Here is a 16,989-nt window from a genome sequence, read left to right as displayed (position 1 = left end):
ATGGCTGCGGGTCGATGTTCAGGCAATCCGGTATCGATCGATGATTCCCCGATCGATCTCGATCCCCAGCCCCGGCTTGTCGAGCACCTCCACGCAGCCGTTGGGGTTGAGCTGGAACTCGCCGCCAATCAACTCCTGACGGAACGGATGCGCCGACTGGTCGTACTCGAGCATGGGCTCGTCGGGCGTGAGTGAAAGCGGCTGCGGCGGCAAGGTGGCGATCAGTTGAACCGCGGCCGCCAGGCCGACGCCGGTGCCCCAGACATGGGGGATCATCGGCACATGAAAGGCCTGGGCCAGCGCGGCGATCTTGCGGCACTCGGTCAACCCGCCGGCGGCGCCGATATCCGGCTGGATTACGTCCAGCGCGCCTTCGCTGATCCAGTCGCGATAGCCGATCTTGGAATACTCGTTTTCGCCGGCCGCGATCCAGGTGCGCGAAACGCCCTTGAGCTCGCGATAGCCGTGGCGGTTTTCCGGGCTCAACGGCTCCTCGAACAGATGCACCCGCGTCTCTTCGAGCTCCATCAGGATCCGCCGCGCCGCCGGCACGCTGTAGGCGCAGTTGGCATCCATCATCAGCGCGATGTCGTCGCCCACCGCCTCGCGCACCGCGCGCATGTCGCGGATGTCCGCCTCGATCCCGAAGCCGGTCTTGATCTTCATCGCGCGGTAGCCGTTGGCCTGATGGCGCAGCGCCTCGTCGACCACTTCCTCGGGATAGTTCCCGCCCTCGCGGCGATAGAAGCCGGTGGCGTAGGGGCGAATCTCGTTGCGGAATGCGCCGCCCATCAGCCGGTGAATGGGCTGGTTCAGCGCCTTGCCGGCCAGATCCCACAGCGCGATATCGATCGCCGCGATGCCGAACAGCGCCACGCCCTTCTGACCGTAGGGACGGGTATGGTTGTACATCGTCTCCCACAGTACTTCGCGCTCGAAGACCGAACGCCCGATCACCAGCGGCTTGAGCGCATGTTCGACCATCGCCTGGGCGACCTGCGGCGGCTGCAGGCCGTGGTTGACGCACTCGCCCCAACCCACCAGCCCCTCTTCGGTATGAATTTCGACCAGCATGGCGGTGCGCTGATGCACCCAGCCCTGGGAGAAGGAAAACGGCTGCTCCAGCGGTGCGGCCAGCACATGGGTCTTGAGTTCAGTGATGATCATGCATGATCCCTTGTTCGGAAGCGGGTTGAGCGGAGGAGGCCTCGCGGCGAGTACGGATGACTTTCGCTCGCCACTCGATCACGCCACCCACGATCGTCCAGATCAGGAACAGGCCGATCAGAACGAACAGCGTGGTGGCGATACCGCTGTGAGTGAAGAACGAGAGGAAATCACCGCGCGAGATCAGCAGGCCTCGGCGTAGCGAACTCTCCAGCGCCGGCCCCAGCACCATGCCGATGACCAGCGGCGCCAGCGGGTAGCCACCGCGACGCAGCACGTAGGCGAGAATCCCGGTCAATGCCGCGACCACCAGATCGAGCGGGTTGCCACGTACCGACACCGCCCCGATGAAGCTGAACATCACGATCCCACCCATCACGAAGCCCAGCGGCAACTTGAACAGGTAGCGGAACAGACCGATGGAGGGCTTGCTGAGAATCAGCATGGCGACATTGACGATGATCAGCACCACGAACAGCGTGTAAACCGTCTGCGCCTGATCGGCCATCAGCCGTACACCCGGCGTGATGCCGTGAATCACCATGGCGCCCATCATCATCGCCGTGACCACGTCGCCGGGGATGCCCAGTGCCAGAGTGGGGATGAAGGCGCTGCCGGTCACCGCGTTGTTGGAGGATTCCGAGGCGATGATGCCGTCCGGCTCGCCCTTGCCCAGATTGGCCCGGCGCGGTGACAGTTTCTGCGCCGCCGCATAGCTGATGAAGGCCGCCGCGGCCGCACCGGTGCCCGGCAAGGCACCGACGAAACTGCCGATAAAGGAACCGCGCAGCAGTTCGACCAGACGTCGGCCGATCTCGCGCAAACTGGGGAATCGCAGCCGTGCCTCGGGGATGGTGGTCGCTTCCTCGTCACGCGCCGAGAAGCGAACGAAGACTTCGGATAGCGCGAACGCCCCCACCACTACAGGAATCAGGTCCAGCCCCGAACTGAGCGCATAGGTACCGAAGGTGAAACGGTCGGCGCCGGTGATCGGGTCACTGCCGACCATCGAGAAGAAGAAACCCATCATCCCGCACACCAGGCCCTTGAGCAGGCTGCCGCGGGAGATCCCGACGATGCACAGCATCGCCAGGCAGACCAGCGCGAAGACCTCGATCGAACCGAAGTTGACGGCGAACTTGGCCAACTGCGGGGCGCAGAAGATCAGCAACACGCAGGAGAGCACGCCGCCGAAGAACGAGGCGAAGGTCGCCCAGCCCAGCGCTTCGTCGACCCGCCCCTGCTGGGTCATCGGATAGCCGTCGAAGACCGTGGCAGCCGACTGCGGCGTGCCCGGCGTGTTGATCAGAATCGCGGTGATCGAGCCGCCGTAGACCGAGCCGCAATAGACACCGATCAGTAGCGCCATGCTGGTGATGACATCCATGCCGAAGGTAAACGGCAGGAAGATCGTCAAGCCCACCACCGAGCCCAACCCGGGCAGCCCGCCGATGATGATGCCCGCCCAGGTGCCGATCACGATGGCGAGCAGCGCCTGCCAGGTGAAGGCGTCGCCGACCGCCGCCAGAATCACGTCCATCTCAGATCACTCCATTCGTGAGCAGTGCCGGCAACCGGATCATCAGCACGTGATGGAACAGGAACCACAGCCCGCCGCCGATCACGATCGTTCCCAGCACCAACGGTAGCGGCCGTCGGATACGAAATAGCCATAGTGTCAACGCCACCAGCGGCAGCGCCGGAAGCAGAAAACCGAGACTCGCCGTGGCAATCGCGGCGATCAGTACCACCGCCATCAGCAACGGTAGCGGCGTCAGCGTCACGTTTTTCACCGGCACGCGGCGAATCAGCTCGCCGATCAATACCGCCAAGGCCATCGCACACCAGATCGTCAGCACGATACGGGGCACCAGCATGGCGCTCGCCGGCCCCTGCCAGGCGGTGACCGAAAGACCGCTACCGGCCAGCAACAGCGCCAGCGCGGTCAATACCCGAGGGTGGATCAAGGAAGCGAACATGAATCGCGGCTCCTGGGAGATCGAGAAAACAAAGAGAGTGAAAGAGCGGATTACGGCGCCAGGCCCGCATCCTTCAACACCTGCTTGTTGGCCTCGAAGCGCTTCTGGACGAACGCCTTGAAGTCATCCGGCCCGAGGTAGGCGATCCCCGCCTTGGCCTTGTCGGCGAAGCTCTGGAACTTGTCCGATTCGACCGTCGCCTTGCACGCTTCGGCGTACTGCCGGGCACGCTCGTCAGAGATCCCCTTGGGCGCGACGACGCCCTGCCAGACCGCGAAATCCAGCGCCGGCAAGCCGAGCTCCTCGACCGTCGGCACGTCGTCGTAGCCCTCGACGCGATGATCGGCGAACACCGCCAGCGGGCGCAGGTCATAGTTCTCGAGAATGGTTTCGGTATCCGCCATGATCTGGATCTCGTTGCCAGCCAACGCGTTCATCGCCGGCCCCGAGCCACTGTAGGGAATGTGCTCGGCTTTCAGGTCGCTATTGACCACGGTCGCCGCCATGGCGAGATGCGGCAGCGTTCCCGGACCGGAGGAGCCGTAGAGAAACGGCTGATCCTGGGACTCCTCGACCAGTTGCTTGAACGAGGTGATGTCGGAAGCCTTCGAGACCATCAGGAACATCGGATTGGACACGGTGCGGCAGATATAGGTGAAGCTGTCCGGACCATAGGGCAATTTCTTCAGCGACGGCTGAATCGTCAGCGCGCCGGCCGGTTCATAGCCGATGATATTCGGATTGCCTTCACTGTTGGCGACTTCCGCCGTGCCCACGGTGGCACTGGCTCCGGCGACGTTTCTCACCACCGAAGTGACGCCGAGCTGTTGCGAGAAAGTCGGCTCGAAGCTGCGGGCGACGATGTCGGTCGCACCACCTGCCGCGAACGGCACGATGATCTCCAGGTTGTCGGCAGCCACGGCCGCGTGGGTGGTGCCGATCAGGGCCAGGGTGGCCAGGGAATAGCGCAGTGACTTCATGGTTGGCTCCATTTCGTAGCGCTGCGAAACAAGCGAAACCAGCGCTGTCGTCAGATATTTGGCCTCTTTCGAGCCCGTTCAGGAGAATTCTTCCTCGACATGGCCTAAAATCGTAGCGCTACGAATAGACACGAACAACGCGTCGTTATCGTCCATTCGTCGTAGACCCCGACCCAGGTCGCGGTCCGAGCGCGGTGCTTCTCCCCTCACGAAGCGCCGCGCCAGACCCGTTACACTAGGCGCTGTCTGAAAAGTCGACGAGCGAAGGCTAGACAAGGCAAAAATCGATGAAAGAGCGGAGTTTACGCGGTGTAAATGAGCATCTTGAGCCGATTTTTAACGCCGTATGGGCGAGCGCAGGCAGTTTTCCGACAGTGCCTAGCGCGCGGGACCCAAAGGGGAACGAAAAAAACTTCATCTGCTTATCCGACCCGAGCGCGGGGTCGGGAACGAGGTAACGGAATCTTGGCCAAACGACGACGACGCGGTTCGCAGCGCGTCACCATGGGAGAAGTCGCCAGACTGGCAAACGTGTCGCCGAGCACGGTGTCACTCTATCTGCGTCGTCCGGACGAGGTCTCCCCTGGGCGCGCCGAGAAGATCCAGGCGGCCATCGACCGGCTGGGCTATCTGCCCAACACCATGGCCGGCGGGCTGGCGTCGTCGCGCTCCAACGTGATCGGCGTGCTGGTGCCCACCATCACCAACTCGTTCTTCTCGGAGACGCTGGAAACCCTCGAGCGCCATCTGCGAAGCGCCGGTTATCAACTGCTGATCGGCAACACCGAATTCGACGATGCGCGGGAGGAGGAGCTGATTCGCTCGATTCTGAGCTGGAACCCCGCCGGCCTGGTGCTGACCGGCTTCCTGCACACCCGCAAGTCGCTATCGGTGCTGGCCAACAACGATACGCCCATCGTCGAGATGTGGGACTACGGCCAGCCGGGGCTGGACATGGTGGTGGGCTTCTCTCACCACGCCTGCGGCCGCCTGGTGGCCGAGCACATGCTGCGGCAGGGGCGCCGCCGGATGGCGTTCGTCAGCACCAACTTCCAGCGCGACGTGCGTGCGCGGGATCGCTACCACGGCTTTCGGGACACGGTGGAGGCCACCGGCGGGACGGTCGAACTGCGGGAGCTGAGCGGACGCAGCCACGCCGAGGAGACCGGACGGCTGACTCACGCGCTGATGCAGGATCATCCGGAGATCGAAGCCATTGCCTGTTCCAACGACATGGTGGCGCTCGGCGTGCTGTGCGAATGCCAGCGACAGGCGTGGGACGTTCCCGGCCGCATCGCCCTTGCCGGCTTCGGCAACCTGGACTTCACCACCAGCACCGTACCCCCGCTCACCACCATCGAACCGCCACGCCGGGAGATCGGCCAGCACACCGCCCGGCTGCTGCTGACCAGTCTCGCCAGCGAACTCCCGGAGGCGGAGAAGCGCCTGGATCTGGGGGTGAGGCTGGTGGAGCGGGAGAGCGTTTGAGGACACCGCTAGCGCTCAAGATACGACTCGCGCCAGAGGTGGAGTGGCGCCAGAGGTGGAGTGGCGCCATCGAAGACCCATTCGTGGCACGCGAAGAGCAGGCCATGGCTGTGCCAGTTGGGGGACGGCTCGCCGTTGTAGATCCGGCCGGTGAACGCAGCTTCGTTGCGATAGACCGTCCACGAATAACCAGCAATCATTCTTCCCAGGATAAGATAGCGGGGATCTTGCCCCGCCCGTTGAAGTTGCCATCACTGGCCGCCATGCCGCTCTGCTCGATATATCAAAGATAGCCCCTGAGGCAGAACCCTCTAACAAGGGCGCCCTAGACCCTACAAACCACGACCAATCAATGAGTGGTTCTGCTAGCAAAGAAGTCTGGCCACTAGCGCCATAAACCGGAGACGATCCAGCCAAGAGCACCGACGAAAGCCCCCACGCCAATCACAGTACACAGCAGGGGCCAGTAAAGCTCCCACCAGCCCAGCGGGCCATTATCGCGCCAGGTCAGTCGGTAAGGGTCGTCCGGCTCCTCTGGGTTGGCTCGTTCCACCTCTTCCGGCCATTGCGGTATTTTGCTGGTGCGCATTGCCAACATACGGCCTAGTGCATTCAGTCCAAGGAAGGGCGAAAACAGAAGCTGAAGGTAAGGCCAGTGGGCTCCCAGCATAAAGCTACGGGCAATGCTCCAGCGCCAGCCTTCCCTGCGATTATCGACTGGCACCAAATATCCCGTATTTTCCTTGAGGTGGTGCCAGGTTCTCTCCACACCATCTTCCGCTTCCATATAGGGTTGCAGAAAGGCCCAAAATTTATCAATCGACTGCGCATTACCTAGTGGGGAAGGGTAACCAAGCGAAAAAGACTCGCGAACCGTTTCGCCATCATCGTCGAGCACGTGAGCACGCAGGTCATAAGTCGTTCCAGCCAAGGGGCTTTTCGATTCACCCAATGTCAGAAACAATGACTCCCATGGCGCTGTCAACACCGTACCATTTTGGCGAAAAAAATAGACTTGACGGCTTTTGCGATTCAGGCGAATCGGGTAATGAGTGTATCGCCCACATTCGGTGCGGATTAGCCACCAACCAGCCCATGCCAAGCACAGAAAAGTGGCGTCAGCCCAACAATACCAATCCAGTCCACCACTTCCACTGGGGCAGTACGACCAGAAAAGAAAACACCTCCATATATTGCAAATAGCATGCCTATGGAAGTTAGTAAGACGCCCCCTCCCAGCCACACATTAAAACCCTTTATTGGGTACCATCTGTCAACAAGATCCATATATTCTGAATTAACCTTCGCAACCGATAGAAAATCCATCGGTGTAGCCCTTCCTCGCTGCCCTTGATTGTAACGCGAAGCGCGTTCAGTCTCTGTCAAGGCTCGGTCAACAGGGAAGCGAACATTCCGATAATCCAGCCCAGCATAATCCATCTTAATTCACCTAGTTCACCTGTCCATCCCAAGTCACGCTCTCACATCTCGGACTTCGGATAATAATGATCATACACCCTTATGCGATCAGTATTGGGCAAATCTGAACACGCAGAAAGTGGGGGCACTGACAGTGAAGCAACCTGCCACTCAGCTAAGCCGCATTTAGTAAATGCAAGACGAATTTTCGTGACACTGGACAGCAGTTAGAATGCAACAGCAAAGCCCATAGCAGGTTGCTATGAGCTTCCACACTGCCAGCTCGTCACTGGTCGACGGCTGTTGACGAATAATGTTCAATCATTATCGCCATAGGCCGGAAATCACCCAGCCTAAAATCCCGATAAAAGCACCCACGCCAATAACGGTACATAGAAGGGGCCAGTAAAGCTCCCACCAGCCCAGCGGGCCATTATCGCGCCAGGTCAGTCGGTAAGGGTCGTCCGGCTCCTCTGGGTTGGCTCGTTCCACCTCTTCCGGCCATTGCGGTATTTTGCTGGTGCTCATTGCCAACATACGGCCTAGTGCATTCAGTCCAAGGAAGGGCGAAAACAGAAGCTGAAGGTAAGGCCAATGGGCTCCCAGCATAAAACTACGGGCAATGCTCCAGCGCCAGCCTTCTCTGCGATTATCGACTGGCACCAAATATCCCGTATTTTCCTTGAGGTGGTGCCAGGTTCTCTCCACGCCATCTTCCGCTTCCATATAGGGTTGCAGAAAGGCCCAAAATTTATCAATCGACTGCGCATTACCTAGTGGGGAAGGGTAACCAAGCGAAAAAGACTCGCGAACCGTTTCGCCATCATCGTCGAGCACATGAGCACGCAAGTCATAAGTTGTTCCAGCCAAGGGGCTTTTCGATTCACCCAATGTCAGAAACAATGATTCCCACGGCACGGTCAAGACTGTGCCATCCTGGCGAAAAAAATAGACTTGACGATTCTTACGATTCAGGCGCATGGGATAATGGGTATATCCCAGACACTCCTCCTTGAAAGCATACCAAGCACCGAACCAAGCAAGCAAAAAAAACATTAGAGACACAACAACTAGGAAAAATTTTTCTCCCGCCCCTGAAACTAAAGGATCATCCAGCGGAAAAAAGCTAGCATAAACCAACGCCCCCCCCGCTAACACAGACCCTAATCCAAGAACAACCGACAGCCAGGCCCAAAAGCCCCTGATGGGATACCACCGATCCACCAGTTCAATATAGTTGCTATTTATCTTTATAACCGACAAGAAATCCATTGCCGGTGCATCAACCGAGTCACGCTGCCTATATCGCACACCGACGTCGCTCTCAGTTATGCGATAACCTTTGGGATATCTACCCCTTTTACCAAAGCCTGTATAGTCCAAAATCATCCTCCCATGCTATTCAGTGCAAGCTTTAGCTCATCGACCTCTTGCTGTGGTTCAGCGTACCGCTCAGATGGAGCAAACTTCCCAAAGTAACACCGTTCAAGCCAATCTTGTATTTTATTGTCCTTGAAGTACTCGATCACTATTGCGATGGTAAGTATCAAAGCCACCAGGACAATTCCAACACCCGTAGCAGACAGACCAAACACAGTTGCCCCAAACCAACCAGCAAACATACCCATGGCTGCGACACTGAACCCTGCTGAGACGAACAGCAATCCTCCCACTAACGCATTACCCTCTTGGATCTCTTGCCATCCACGAATGACATCCCAAGCGGCCATAACGATAGCAGCCCCGACACCTAGCCCCCGGCCAGCGAATCTTATAAAGCGTCCGACATAACGCTCGATGGCTTGTCCCAATCGACTACCGGCTTTCGTGGCACTCTCAGACCATTTACCGACCGTTTCCGCGACTGTACCTACCAACCCAGCCGTCCCCGTCCAGAAGCGCCGCCGGTTCTCGCCTCGCTCGTAGGCCATGCTGCTGTCCAGATCATCGGACAGTTTGAACAGCGCCATAACCTGTAGAATACCTGTGACCACGCCAAGCCCAGCCTCGGTAGGCAGCAGTTGCCGCCACCTGAGCTGCGTCATCGCGCGCCGATCTGCCTGGGTCAGGACTGCCGATTCCGCCAGTTGCCTTGCACCACCTTGAGCGTTCAGGCCGGGAAAATCCTCGATGACTTTGGGATTGGCCAGGATCAAGTAGCGAAATCTTCCGGTCCCTTCGACCGGCACACCATAGATGCGTGCCTTGCGCATCTGGATGTCGATGGCACGATTCAGGTCTTCCAGATTGCCGATCTCAGGGTTGATGGCCGCCATTCTAGAGACCAGTTCCGCAATCGCGGCTTTCTTGCTCATCGTCACGTCAGCCAGGATGACAGGCGAACGTGCAATGACGCCCATACCGACTAGCGCAGGGCCGACGACACCATCGACCGCCTTGGCCGCTACCTTAGCGAAAGGCCCGCCCAAAGCGGCCGTCAGCCGGACTACGGCGTTCTGGCTACCGTCCTGAAGAGCCTTAAGTGCGTTTTCATAGCCACCGATCAAGCCATCCCATGGTAGACCGCGCAGGGAGTCAGGCTGTAAGCCGCCGCTGACGTGCCCTTCCCACCGCTCCAATATGATTTTCTGGTTGTAGCCCAGCGCCCGCAGCGCCAGGTTACGGTGGTCAAGGTTCGATGCGGAGAGCCAGCGATAATACAGATTCGCGCAGGGCGCATACTGCTGGGTATCCTGAATGCATATAAGCATGGCATTGACGAACGCGACGCCGGATTCGATATCTTGGTCATCATGCCCAGCGTCCAGTTGCCGATGGAGTGGATCGCTCTGCATCCAACTGACATGAGCACGCGCCAGGGGCGCAATGCGATTCTTGTCGAAGTCGCGCATCTCACTCTGCCACGCCGCTTCCCAGGACTGAAGCCGAGACATATCCAGCTTGTCGGTATAATCGCTCCAGGCATCCTCCTTGGCGGCGACCAGTTGTGCTGGTGTGGGGTTGCGCCAACGCTCCAGCATCTCCTCCTGGCGCTCCTGAAAGCCATCGATCAGCAGGCCAGCCAACGCCCGGCCACCAGCGCCGGGGCCACCGTAGACCGTCTGATAAGCGTCACGCTCGGTACGGTAGATCTGGCGATTTTCAGCATCCTCGCGAATGCCTTGGCGGATGTTATTGATGGCCGAGGAGACCGCCAGAGGGCGGGCCTGTTCAGGGTCGGCCATCTTCTCCTTCAACCTTACGCCCGTCAGGCTGGCGAGATCTGCCGAAATCCCCACCGGGTCTTCCAGCGCGACCAGCATGGGTGTCATATCCATCGGTTCGGCCTGCTCGTCTGCCCACCGCTTGAGTCCCTCGACCTGCTCTTTCATGCCATGGAACGGAAATGGGCTGAACTCGAAAGCGTGTCCGTCCTGACGCCCCCAGGTTCCCGAGGCACCAGGACGCCATGTACTTGAAGCACCATGCCGATCTGGTGGTGTCCAGACACGCCCAGCCTCAGCGACGATGTCCCCCAATTTTTCCAGCGACTCTGCGTAGGCCGCGCTACCACCACGCCATGCCCCGAGCGAGACACGACGCATGTTGTCACGCCGCTGGTTCGCGTTCGTTGCGTGCTCTTTCCACACCCGCTTGGTCCAGGCCACATCGGAAAAGGAGAGATAGACGTTATCGGCCTTGTCGGCACCGGGAATCATCACGTAGCGCCCGGGATAGGCGTGCGAGGGGTTGGCGGCGCAGGCGAACTCCTGCTCGTCGGCAGGCGGCTGCAAGCGGCCATCGATGGGCTGCGGACTATCGGGATCGATCGCCACCACTTCGTCGTGGGAGACGTCGACGTATTCGATCAGGTAGCCCTTGTCGGTGACGACATGGCCGATCCAGCGGCCGCAAGCATCATTAAAGGCAAAGCGATAAGGTACCTCGCACGCCTTAATCGAAGCCACCGTAAGTTATAACCACCCAACATCCTCGGGCTCCTTGACAGCATACCTCCATCTGCGAACTTTGCCAGACAACCTCCTTATTGTGAAAACGGTTTGACAGTAAAGTTGACCTCTTTACCTGAGTCACTCGTATACTTGACAACCTCACACTCATCTAGGGATTCCAACCGTTCCCCCGAGCCGACTTCCGCTTCATACACAGAAGTATAATCAGGATCGCTAGACCCAATCGATCCCAGCTGTTGGTGCAATTTGGCTGATCCTGTACTCAAAACTTTCCCTTTGCTTTTGAAAGCAATGCTCACATGCCCTTCTGGGGGAGGACCCATGACCGGGGCAGTTGCAACAACAACAGCCTTTGCATCATCTGACTTGTAGAAGATATTGCCAGGCTCACACTCAAGAATACTTACGACGGCTTCCACTTTCTCAGGCTGATCCCCTTCGCAGCCCGACAAAAAAAACAAAAGCCCGCACAAGACAAATATTTTATCGCCTTTCAAAACAACATCTCCTAAAAAACTAAAACCCAACGAAACCCGAACCATTCTCAAACAAATTCTTGTTGAACTGTTCTTTTTCGAGCAGCCGTTTATAGAACAGATCATTACTTAGGAACTGGCCAATTCTTTCAGGCTCTACCCAAGCAAAAGATTTTTTAGCACGAGGAGCGCATGACTTCTCAACAAATTCTGGCCACTTGGGCTCACGACATGATTTTAGCACCAACCATTGAGTGAGCACCAAAGAAGACATAAGTGGATAGTAAACAAAAAAAAGCTTGTGACGTAGTGACACCAGGAGAGGAGAGAGGTTTGAAACAACCCTAACGAAGCAATTCCTAAAACTCACTTTCGTCGAGTAATAAATAAATTCATCTCCAGCAGCAGGAGCCGCGTCTTGAGGACCATGCTCCATATATTTTTCCAGAAAACACCAAAGGGAGAGTATGCGATAAACCTCGTCCCGATGAAAAAAATTGCCTACTGAAAAAGTTTCCACGACTGTAGAGCCATTTAACACATGCCCTCTCAGCGTGCATATTTTGCCTGTTTCATCCGTCCCTATATGCCAATACACATCTCTCCAATCCAAAGCCAAGACCCCGCCAAACTCTTCGCTCCTGAACACAAAAACCTTACCCGACACCCTGTTGAATCGGACAGGAAAATACCTCCAAGAAAAAAAATCATATCTAAGATACATTTTCCAGAGAAGCCAACTTCCTCCACCCGCGACAACGACGAAGATAAAAGTAAAAACGAGTAAAAACACGGCGTCGATTGCTTGTGACAGATAATCAGACAGAAGCATAAAAAAGACAGAGACACCGCAAGAAAAAAGCACGAAGGCCCCCAATAGACAGACTAGTGTTTTTGACATCCCCCTTTGACGTTCGCTACAATCTATCATCTCGCAAAACTCAGAATTAAAGCGAACAAGCGCACCATAAGGGTCTGGCAGATAAGAAGAAGCCTTCTGCAGTAGAAAATGAGAGCGCATCTCTTCTTGAGATAGGCGCCGATTAATTTGAAAAGGTCGAGTCCAACCAAGCATCATGGTTAATTCTCTTCGTTGCCGTCCGACATAGCCAGCATTGATTCCCTTTGGGCTTTAATGCTAGGAAAATTGCCATCCCTATTACTTCCAAAGAAGATAGTCTTATCAAGCCACTTATCCACCTCATCAGGACGCAAGAAGCCAACAGCAACCATTATAGCTGAAATAATAAGACTTAAGATAATACCAACCCCAGTTCCCGCAAAAAAGGTTATAATCCCCACAAGAAACATCGACACACCCAGCGCCATTGTGCTGTATCCGTACAGAGGGCTGACATTCCTATTTTCCAGCCCATCCCAAAACATGAGAACACCAGATATTACTGCTCCAATTGTACCGACCAGCTTTCCGGCTGCACCGATCCCGGCGGCCCGAGTTGAGGCAGTAATCTGTGATATTTGAAATGTTCTTGTAAGTTCAGCGGAACCAAAAGCAGTATTTCTCAAAGCTGCACCGGCGCTTTCCATCAATGAGCCAGTAATTGTGGCTATCCCCGAGGAAAGACCAGTGATACTTTTCACACTTGCTTTTTTGCTAAATTCATCCCAAACACTACCAAAGGAATATATAGCAAACATAGCAGACACAAAATGCCCACCCGCTTCTAAACTCGTCATGCGGCGTATTGTTGACTGGGCATAGCTATCAAACTCTTCAGCAGTCAGCTTTACCGACACGCTGACTTCAGTCTGTGACTCGACAAGCAGCAGACCTTTATATTTATACCTTTCATCAAGGGGATCAAAAACGGCCCTAACTTCACTTGGCCCGCTATAGTATGCCTCTCTAGATATTCCTCTAACCAAGTTCTGAGTAATTTTCTTTATTTGTTGCCCAGTGGCTCTGGCTTCAACCTCTACTAGACGGTAGTTAGCATTATGAGCTTTGGCCACTCCCCCCATCATTGCCACCACCCTAATTTCCGAAGAGCTTCCGACCATTTCACCGGATGCCATGTCGTACACTTGCTGTAACTTTTTAATCAAAGCCCCACTATACTCATAAGTATAGTGAGACAAAGTTTTCATGGCGTCCTTCCTTTGCCTGTCAGTAAGATCACCTAAAGCTGAATTGATCACACCCCAAAGATTGGAGGCTACTCCGTCCCACCCTCCCTGTGGCTCATAAGTAGATTGACCAATACTGTTCCAGCTAGCCACCAAGGAGTCATTATTGAAACAAAACCCACGACTCAGGATAGCATCATCATTCTCGGGATCATCCTCCAAACATCTCTCAAGGTGGCCAAACACAATCTTGCTGTATGATGCATCCTTAATAAGAAGGTATAGCGCCATCACGTAATGAACGCCACTGGAAATGCTTTTTTTGTCATAATTATACTTAAAGCCATTTTTTAAGAGGGATGACTCAAGCCAGCCAACATAAGCCCGATCTAATGGCCTTGAAAACTTCTCCTCAAAGTCATTAAGTTGAGTGGGGTACTCGACCTTCAAAAAAGTTTCATGAGCGGAGAAATTATATCTCTCTTTATATTTCTCCCATGCTCTTTTATGAACGAGATTAATATCATCTTCGCTCAATCTCTTCGCTTCTTCCATGGCTCGCGCAACGCCAGATAGCCCCGGCTGCCCTCCATATGCAGCTCCAACATGGGCTGGCATGATGGCTCCAAGGACTCCCATCAGCGCACTTCTGCTTTCAGCAGTTGCTACTTCAGCTCCATTTTCAACTGCAGACCTCACAGTTTGAATCATTGCAGCCGATTCATGCTTTCTTTTTCTATCCGGCTCGTTCGCCCACTCCAGAACCCTTTCTCGGCTTAATTCTTTTATTTCCATGGCTACTGCCACTGGATCAACCAACCCAATGACTGCTGCATCCATATTTAATGGCTTAGCCTGTAGTCTTGCCCAGGAGGAGAGCGGTTCAATTTGTTCGCGCATTCCATCCATAGGAAAAGGACTAAAATTAAAGGCTGTACTTCTCATCACATTGTCTTCTGATGGCGCGGAACCATTACTATGGCTAGGCGGCACCCAGCGGTATTTAGCTTCAGCCAGGTATTCTTCGACCTTATCTAAAGAGTCAACATACTCAGCTTGTTTTTCGCGCCAATCTGCCAGCGATATTTTACGCATATAGTCGCGACTAGAATCTTCGTTAGCAGCATATTTTTTCCAGACGCGTTTGGTCCATGCGACCTCAGAAAACACAAAATAAACATCTCCCGCTTTGTCAGCATCCGGAATCATAACACATCTTCCGGGATGAGCATGATCGGGAGAAACATTACAAGTAAACTCTTGTTTCTCGACAGGCGGTTCAAGCCTACCGTCAATTGACTGAGGGCTATCTGGATCTAGAGAAGAAACCACATCGTGTGACAGATCAACATATTCAATCAAATAGCCCTTCTCTGTTACAGAGTATCCAGTCCATCGCCCTCGAAGTTCGTTAAAGACGTAAAGGTAACCCTCCCTCAAAAGCCTCATCGTATAGTGCTGCCCATCCGGCAAGTTTATTTCGCTCACTGTTTCATCGATTAATGGGCCATGGATTTCAGGGCCAGGAGGATGCCCGGCCTGATCTCCCCCATCCGTTCGCGTGACGGCATATCGCAGCGGCAGAATCGGCAACCCGCTGCGCTTGCACACGCGACAGTTGGCGATCGACTGTACGTCCTCGGATGCTTCACTCATGTAATGGTCTCCAGTTCCCGTGCCATGGCGAGTAACGACTGAGCTGAAAGGTCTTCACAGCGGCGCATGTAGCTACCCTGCGTCTCGACCGACTGATCGAGTCGCCGTCGCATCTCGGGGTGATCGTGAATATGGGGGTGAAAACGTGCAGCTTGCTCGGCGTAGAGCTGGCAATCCTCGGCAGCGGCAAGGCCGATTTGCCGCGCCTGGACGAGCAGGACGTCCAACGCCCGATAAGCATCGAATGAGGCCACGGCTTCCGGCTTCAGCATGGCCAGCCGGTCGATGACGGCGTTGAGAGAGGCCATGCGGTCGATACACGACCACTGCGAGGCAGACAGCAAAGGCGCCCGAGTCGAAAGATCGGACGCCTCATGGCGCTCGAGCGCATGCCACTGGCCGTATTGATCCGGCCAACGCCAGCAGGTGATGGGGCCCAGCAGGCGATCCATGCTCGTGGTCTCGAGCAGCCAGCACAAGTGACGAAAAACTCGCGGATCGTAGCAACGCAGCCACCAGCGTCTCCGGCTGCCGGGGCGGGCCTGTTCGAGCGTGAAACGGAAGTGCCTGATCACCTCTTCGGTGTCCGCTTCACTTTGCAGCAAGGCAGACAGGAAAGCGCGACCGCGCTTGGCATACTGCTCGATCCGCTTGGCCAGATGCTCACGCTGCGTCGGCGAGAGCGCCTCCAGGCAGATCAACTGGGGCAGCAGCGGATCGCGAACCTTGACGCTCGGCGTTCGCAACGTCCGGCTATCCAGATCGTCGCGATCGCTGGACGCGACATGTAGCGGGTTCAATAGTGCATAGCGATGCCTGCCCGGCTGTAGCCAGTCGAGATCGAACGGCTTGGGCGCACCCACCCGGGCGGCTGGATGACACTGCGTTGGGGACGTTGTCTGACGCTCCATGATGTCGGTTTCTCCCGCTATAGCGCACTGGCACCGGCAGACGCCGAGTCATCCCCGGCGAACTGGGTCTCACAGGCCCCCTCCGGCAACTCGGGCATGGCGGCATCCATGCTCGCCGGCCCGCCGAAGCTGTGCTGGGCACCCTTGATGTCGATCTTGCCGGGGCCGTGGACGTCGATATTGCCGCCCTCGATGCGGATATAGCCGCCACCGCTGTTCAGCAGGATGCCGTTGGCGGCGTTGATCTCGACCCTCCCTTCGGTGGAGGTGATCTTGACGTCCTTCTGCGCGGTCAACTCCATCGCATCGCTCTGGGCCTGAACTTCGACCTTGCCGCGGGCGGCAAACAGCTTCATGCCGGCGCGGTAGACGAACAGCGAGAGCTTCTCGGAGATCGACGCCACCAGGCTCTTGCCGGTGGCGATGTTGACGTCTTCGCCGCTGGAGATACTGAGCGATCTGCCCTGGGCCAGGTGGGTCGACTCCGGGGTACTCAGGGTGATACCGGCGGGCGAGGCCATGTGCAGCCAGGGGGCTTTCATCCGCGCCGCTTCGCCCCGGCCGCCGCTGTCGGTGGCGCCACGGGCGCTGTCCTGCTTGGCCTGACCTTGTGAATCGACGCGCTGTTCGCTGTTGCCGTAGCGGTCGTCGGCGTCTTCACCCGCCTGCTTGAGGTTCTGGCGGCTGTCGAGGGCGTCGGCGTTGTGATCCTGGGCACTCTGGCTGAGGCTGNNNNGATGGCGCCATAGGCGTCGGTGCGCAGTTCGAACCCGGTACCGCGGAAGGCGCCGCGGGTGTTGCCGGTCTGGTGGATCAGGTAGCCGAGGTTGAGCTGGCTCTTCTCATTTTCGGAGTTGAGCCGGATACGCTCCTGGTCGGTGGCGTCGTCGAACACCAGTTCGTTGTACTTG

At 56.5% G+C, this 16,989-nt stretch carries 14 protein-coding genes; 1 reads left to right on the top strand and 13 read right to left on the bottom strand.

Features of this window, described 5'->3' with window-relative positions:
• Positions 1–18: 18 nt before the first annotated feature.
• The 4 genes from DOM36_RS09645 to DOM36_RS09630 are packed head-to-tail and all read right to left on the bottom strand — an operon-like array spanning position 19 to position 4,126.
• Complete coding sequence (locus DOM36_RS09645; protein ID WP_110642970.1) at positions 19–1,167, bottom strand: mandelate racemase/muconate lactonizing enzyme family protein; 1,149 nt, start codon at positions 1,165–1,167, stop codon at positions 19–21.
• Positions 1,154–2,707: a tripartite tricarboxylate transporter permease gene (locus DOM36_RS09640; RefSeq protein WP_110642968.1), complete on the bottom strand. Its 1,554-nt coding sequence runs from the start codon at positions 2,705–2,707 to the stop codon at positions 1,154–1,156. The genes DOM36_RS09645 and DOM36_RS09640 overlap by 14 nt, the downstream gene beginning before the upstream one ends.
• A 1-nt stretch (position 2,708) precedes the next feature.
• Positions 2,709–3,146 (bottom strand): tripartite tricarboxylate transporter TctB family protein, encoded by a 438-nt coding sequence (locus DOM36_RS09635; protein ID WP_075571051.1) that lies wholly within the window; start codon positions 3,144–3,146, stop codon positions 2,709–2,711.
• Between the two features lie 50 nt (positions 3,147–3,196).
• A complete protein-coding gene (locus DOM36_RS09630; RefSeq protein WP_157958616.1) occupies positions 3,197–4,126 on the bottom strand; it encodes a tripartite tricarboxylate transporter substrate binding protein in 930 nt (309 codons plus the stop codon).
• 465 nt (positions 4,127–4,591) lie between these two features.
• On the opposite strand from DOM36_RS09630, the gene DOM36_RS09625 reads away from it, so the two are divergent.
• The gene (locus DOM36_RS09625; RefSeq protein ID WP_198651253.1) at positions 4,592–5,614 is read left to right on the top strand and encodes a LacI family DNA-binding transcriptional regulator; all 1,023 of its coding nucleotides are present in this window, start codon (positions 4,592–4,594) and stop codon (positions 5,612–5,614) included.
• A 385-nt stretch (positions 5,615–5,999) separates the two neighbouring features.
• On the opposite strand, the gene DOM36_RS09615 is transcribed toward DOM36_RS09625, so the two are convergent.
• The 9 genes from DOM36_RS09615 to DOM36_RS20450 all read right to left on the bottom strand — a co-directional run.
• Positions 6,000–6,857 carry a DUF6708 domain-containing protein gene (locus DOM36_RS09615; RefSeq protein ID WP_348626398.1) on the bottom strand — a complete coding sequence of 286 codons (858 nt, stop codon included), beginning with the start codon at positions 6,855–6,857 and terminating at the stop codon, positions 6,000–6,002.
• Between the two features lie 500 nt (positions 6,858–7,357).
• On the bottom strand, positions 7,358–8,416 hold the full coding sequence (locus DOM36_RS09610) for a DUF6708 domain-containing protein (protein WP_157958613.1): 1,059 nt from the start codon (positions 8,414–8,416) through the stop codon (positions 7,358–7,360).
• A gap of 2 nt (positions 8,417–8,418) precedes the next feature.
• Entirely contained in the window at positions 8,419–10,941 is a 2,523-nt protein-coding gene (locus DOM36_RS09605) for a T6SS effector BTH_I2691 family protein (RefSeq protein WP_110642956.1), read from the bottom strand.
• 77 nt (positions 10,942–11,018) lie between these two features.
• Positions 11,019–11,444 (bottom strand): hypothetical protein, encoded by a 426-nt coding sequence (locus tag DOM36_RS20075; RefSeq protein WP_157957544.1) that lies wholly within the window; start codon positions 11,442–11,444, stop codon positions 11,019–11,021.
• A 19-nt stretch (positions 11,445–11,463) separates the two neighbouring features.
• On the bottom strand, positions 11,464–12,501 hold the full coding sequence (locus DOM36_RS20070) for a DUF6708 domain-containing protein (RefSeq protein WP_157958612.1): 1,038 nt from the start codon (positions 12,499–12,501) through the stop codon (positions 11,464–11,466).
• A gap of 2 nt (positions 12,502–12,503) precedes the next feature.
• Complete coding sequence (locus tag DOM36_RS20065) at positions 12,504–15,167, bottom strand: T6SS effector BTH_I2691 family protein (protein WP_157958611.1); 2,664 nt, start codon at positions 15,165–15,167, stop codon at positions 12,504–12,506.
• Positions 15,164–16,078, bottom strand: a complete 915-nt coding sequence (locus DOM36_RS09595) for a DUF4123 domain-containing protein (RefSeq protein WP_110642952.1) — start codon at positions 16,076–16,078, stop codon at positions 15,164–15,166. The genes DOM36_RS20065 and DOM36_RS09595 overlap by 4 nt, the downstream gene beginning before the upstream one ends.
• Before the next feature lie 17 nt (positions 16,079–16,095).
• Positions 16,096–16,620 (bottom strand): DUF2345 domain-containing protein, encoded by a 525-nt coding sequence (locus tag DOM36_RS20455; RefSeq protein ID WP_232823788.1) that lies wholly within the window; start codon positions 16,618–16,620, stop codon positions 16,096–16,098.
• A partial coding sequence (locus DOM36_RS20450) for a type VI secretion system Vgr family protein (protein WP_232823787.1) occupies positions 16,617–16,989 on the bottom strand: 373 nt, incomplete at its 5' end. The genes DOM36_RS20455 and DOM36_RS20450, both read right to left, overlap by 4 nt.

This window comes from Salinicola sp. CPA57 (genome assembly GCF_003206035.1).
Taxonomy (GTDB): Bacteria; Pseudomonadota; Gammaproteobacteria; order Pseudomonadales; family Halomonadaceae; genus Salinicola; species Salinicola socius.
Note: the sequence above shows the minus strand (reverse complement) of the source record. Positions and strands in the feature narration are given on the sequence as shown.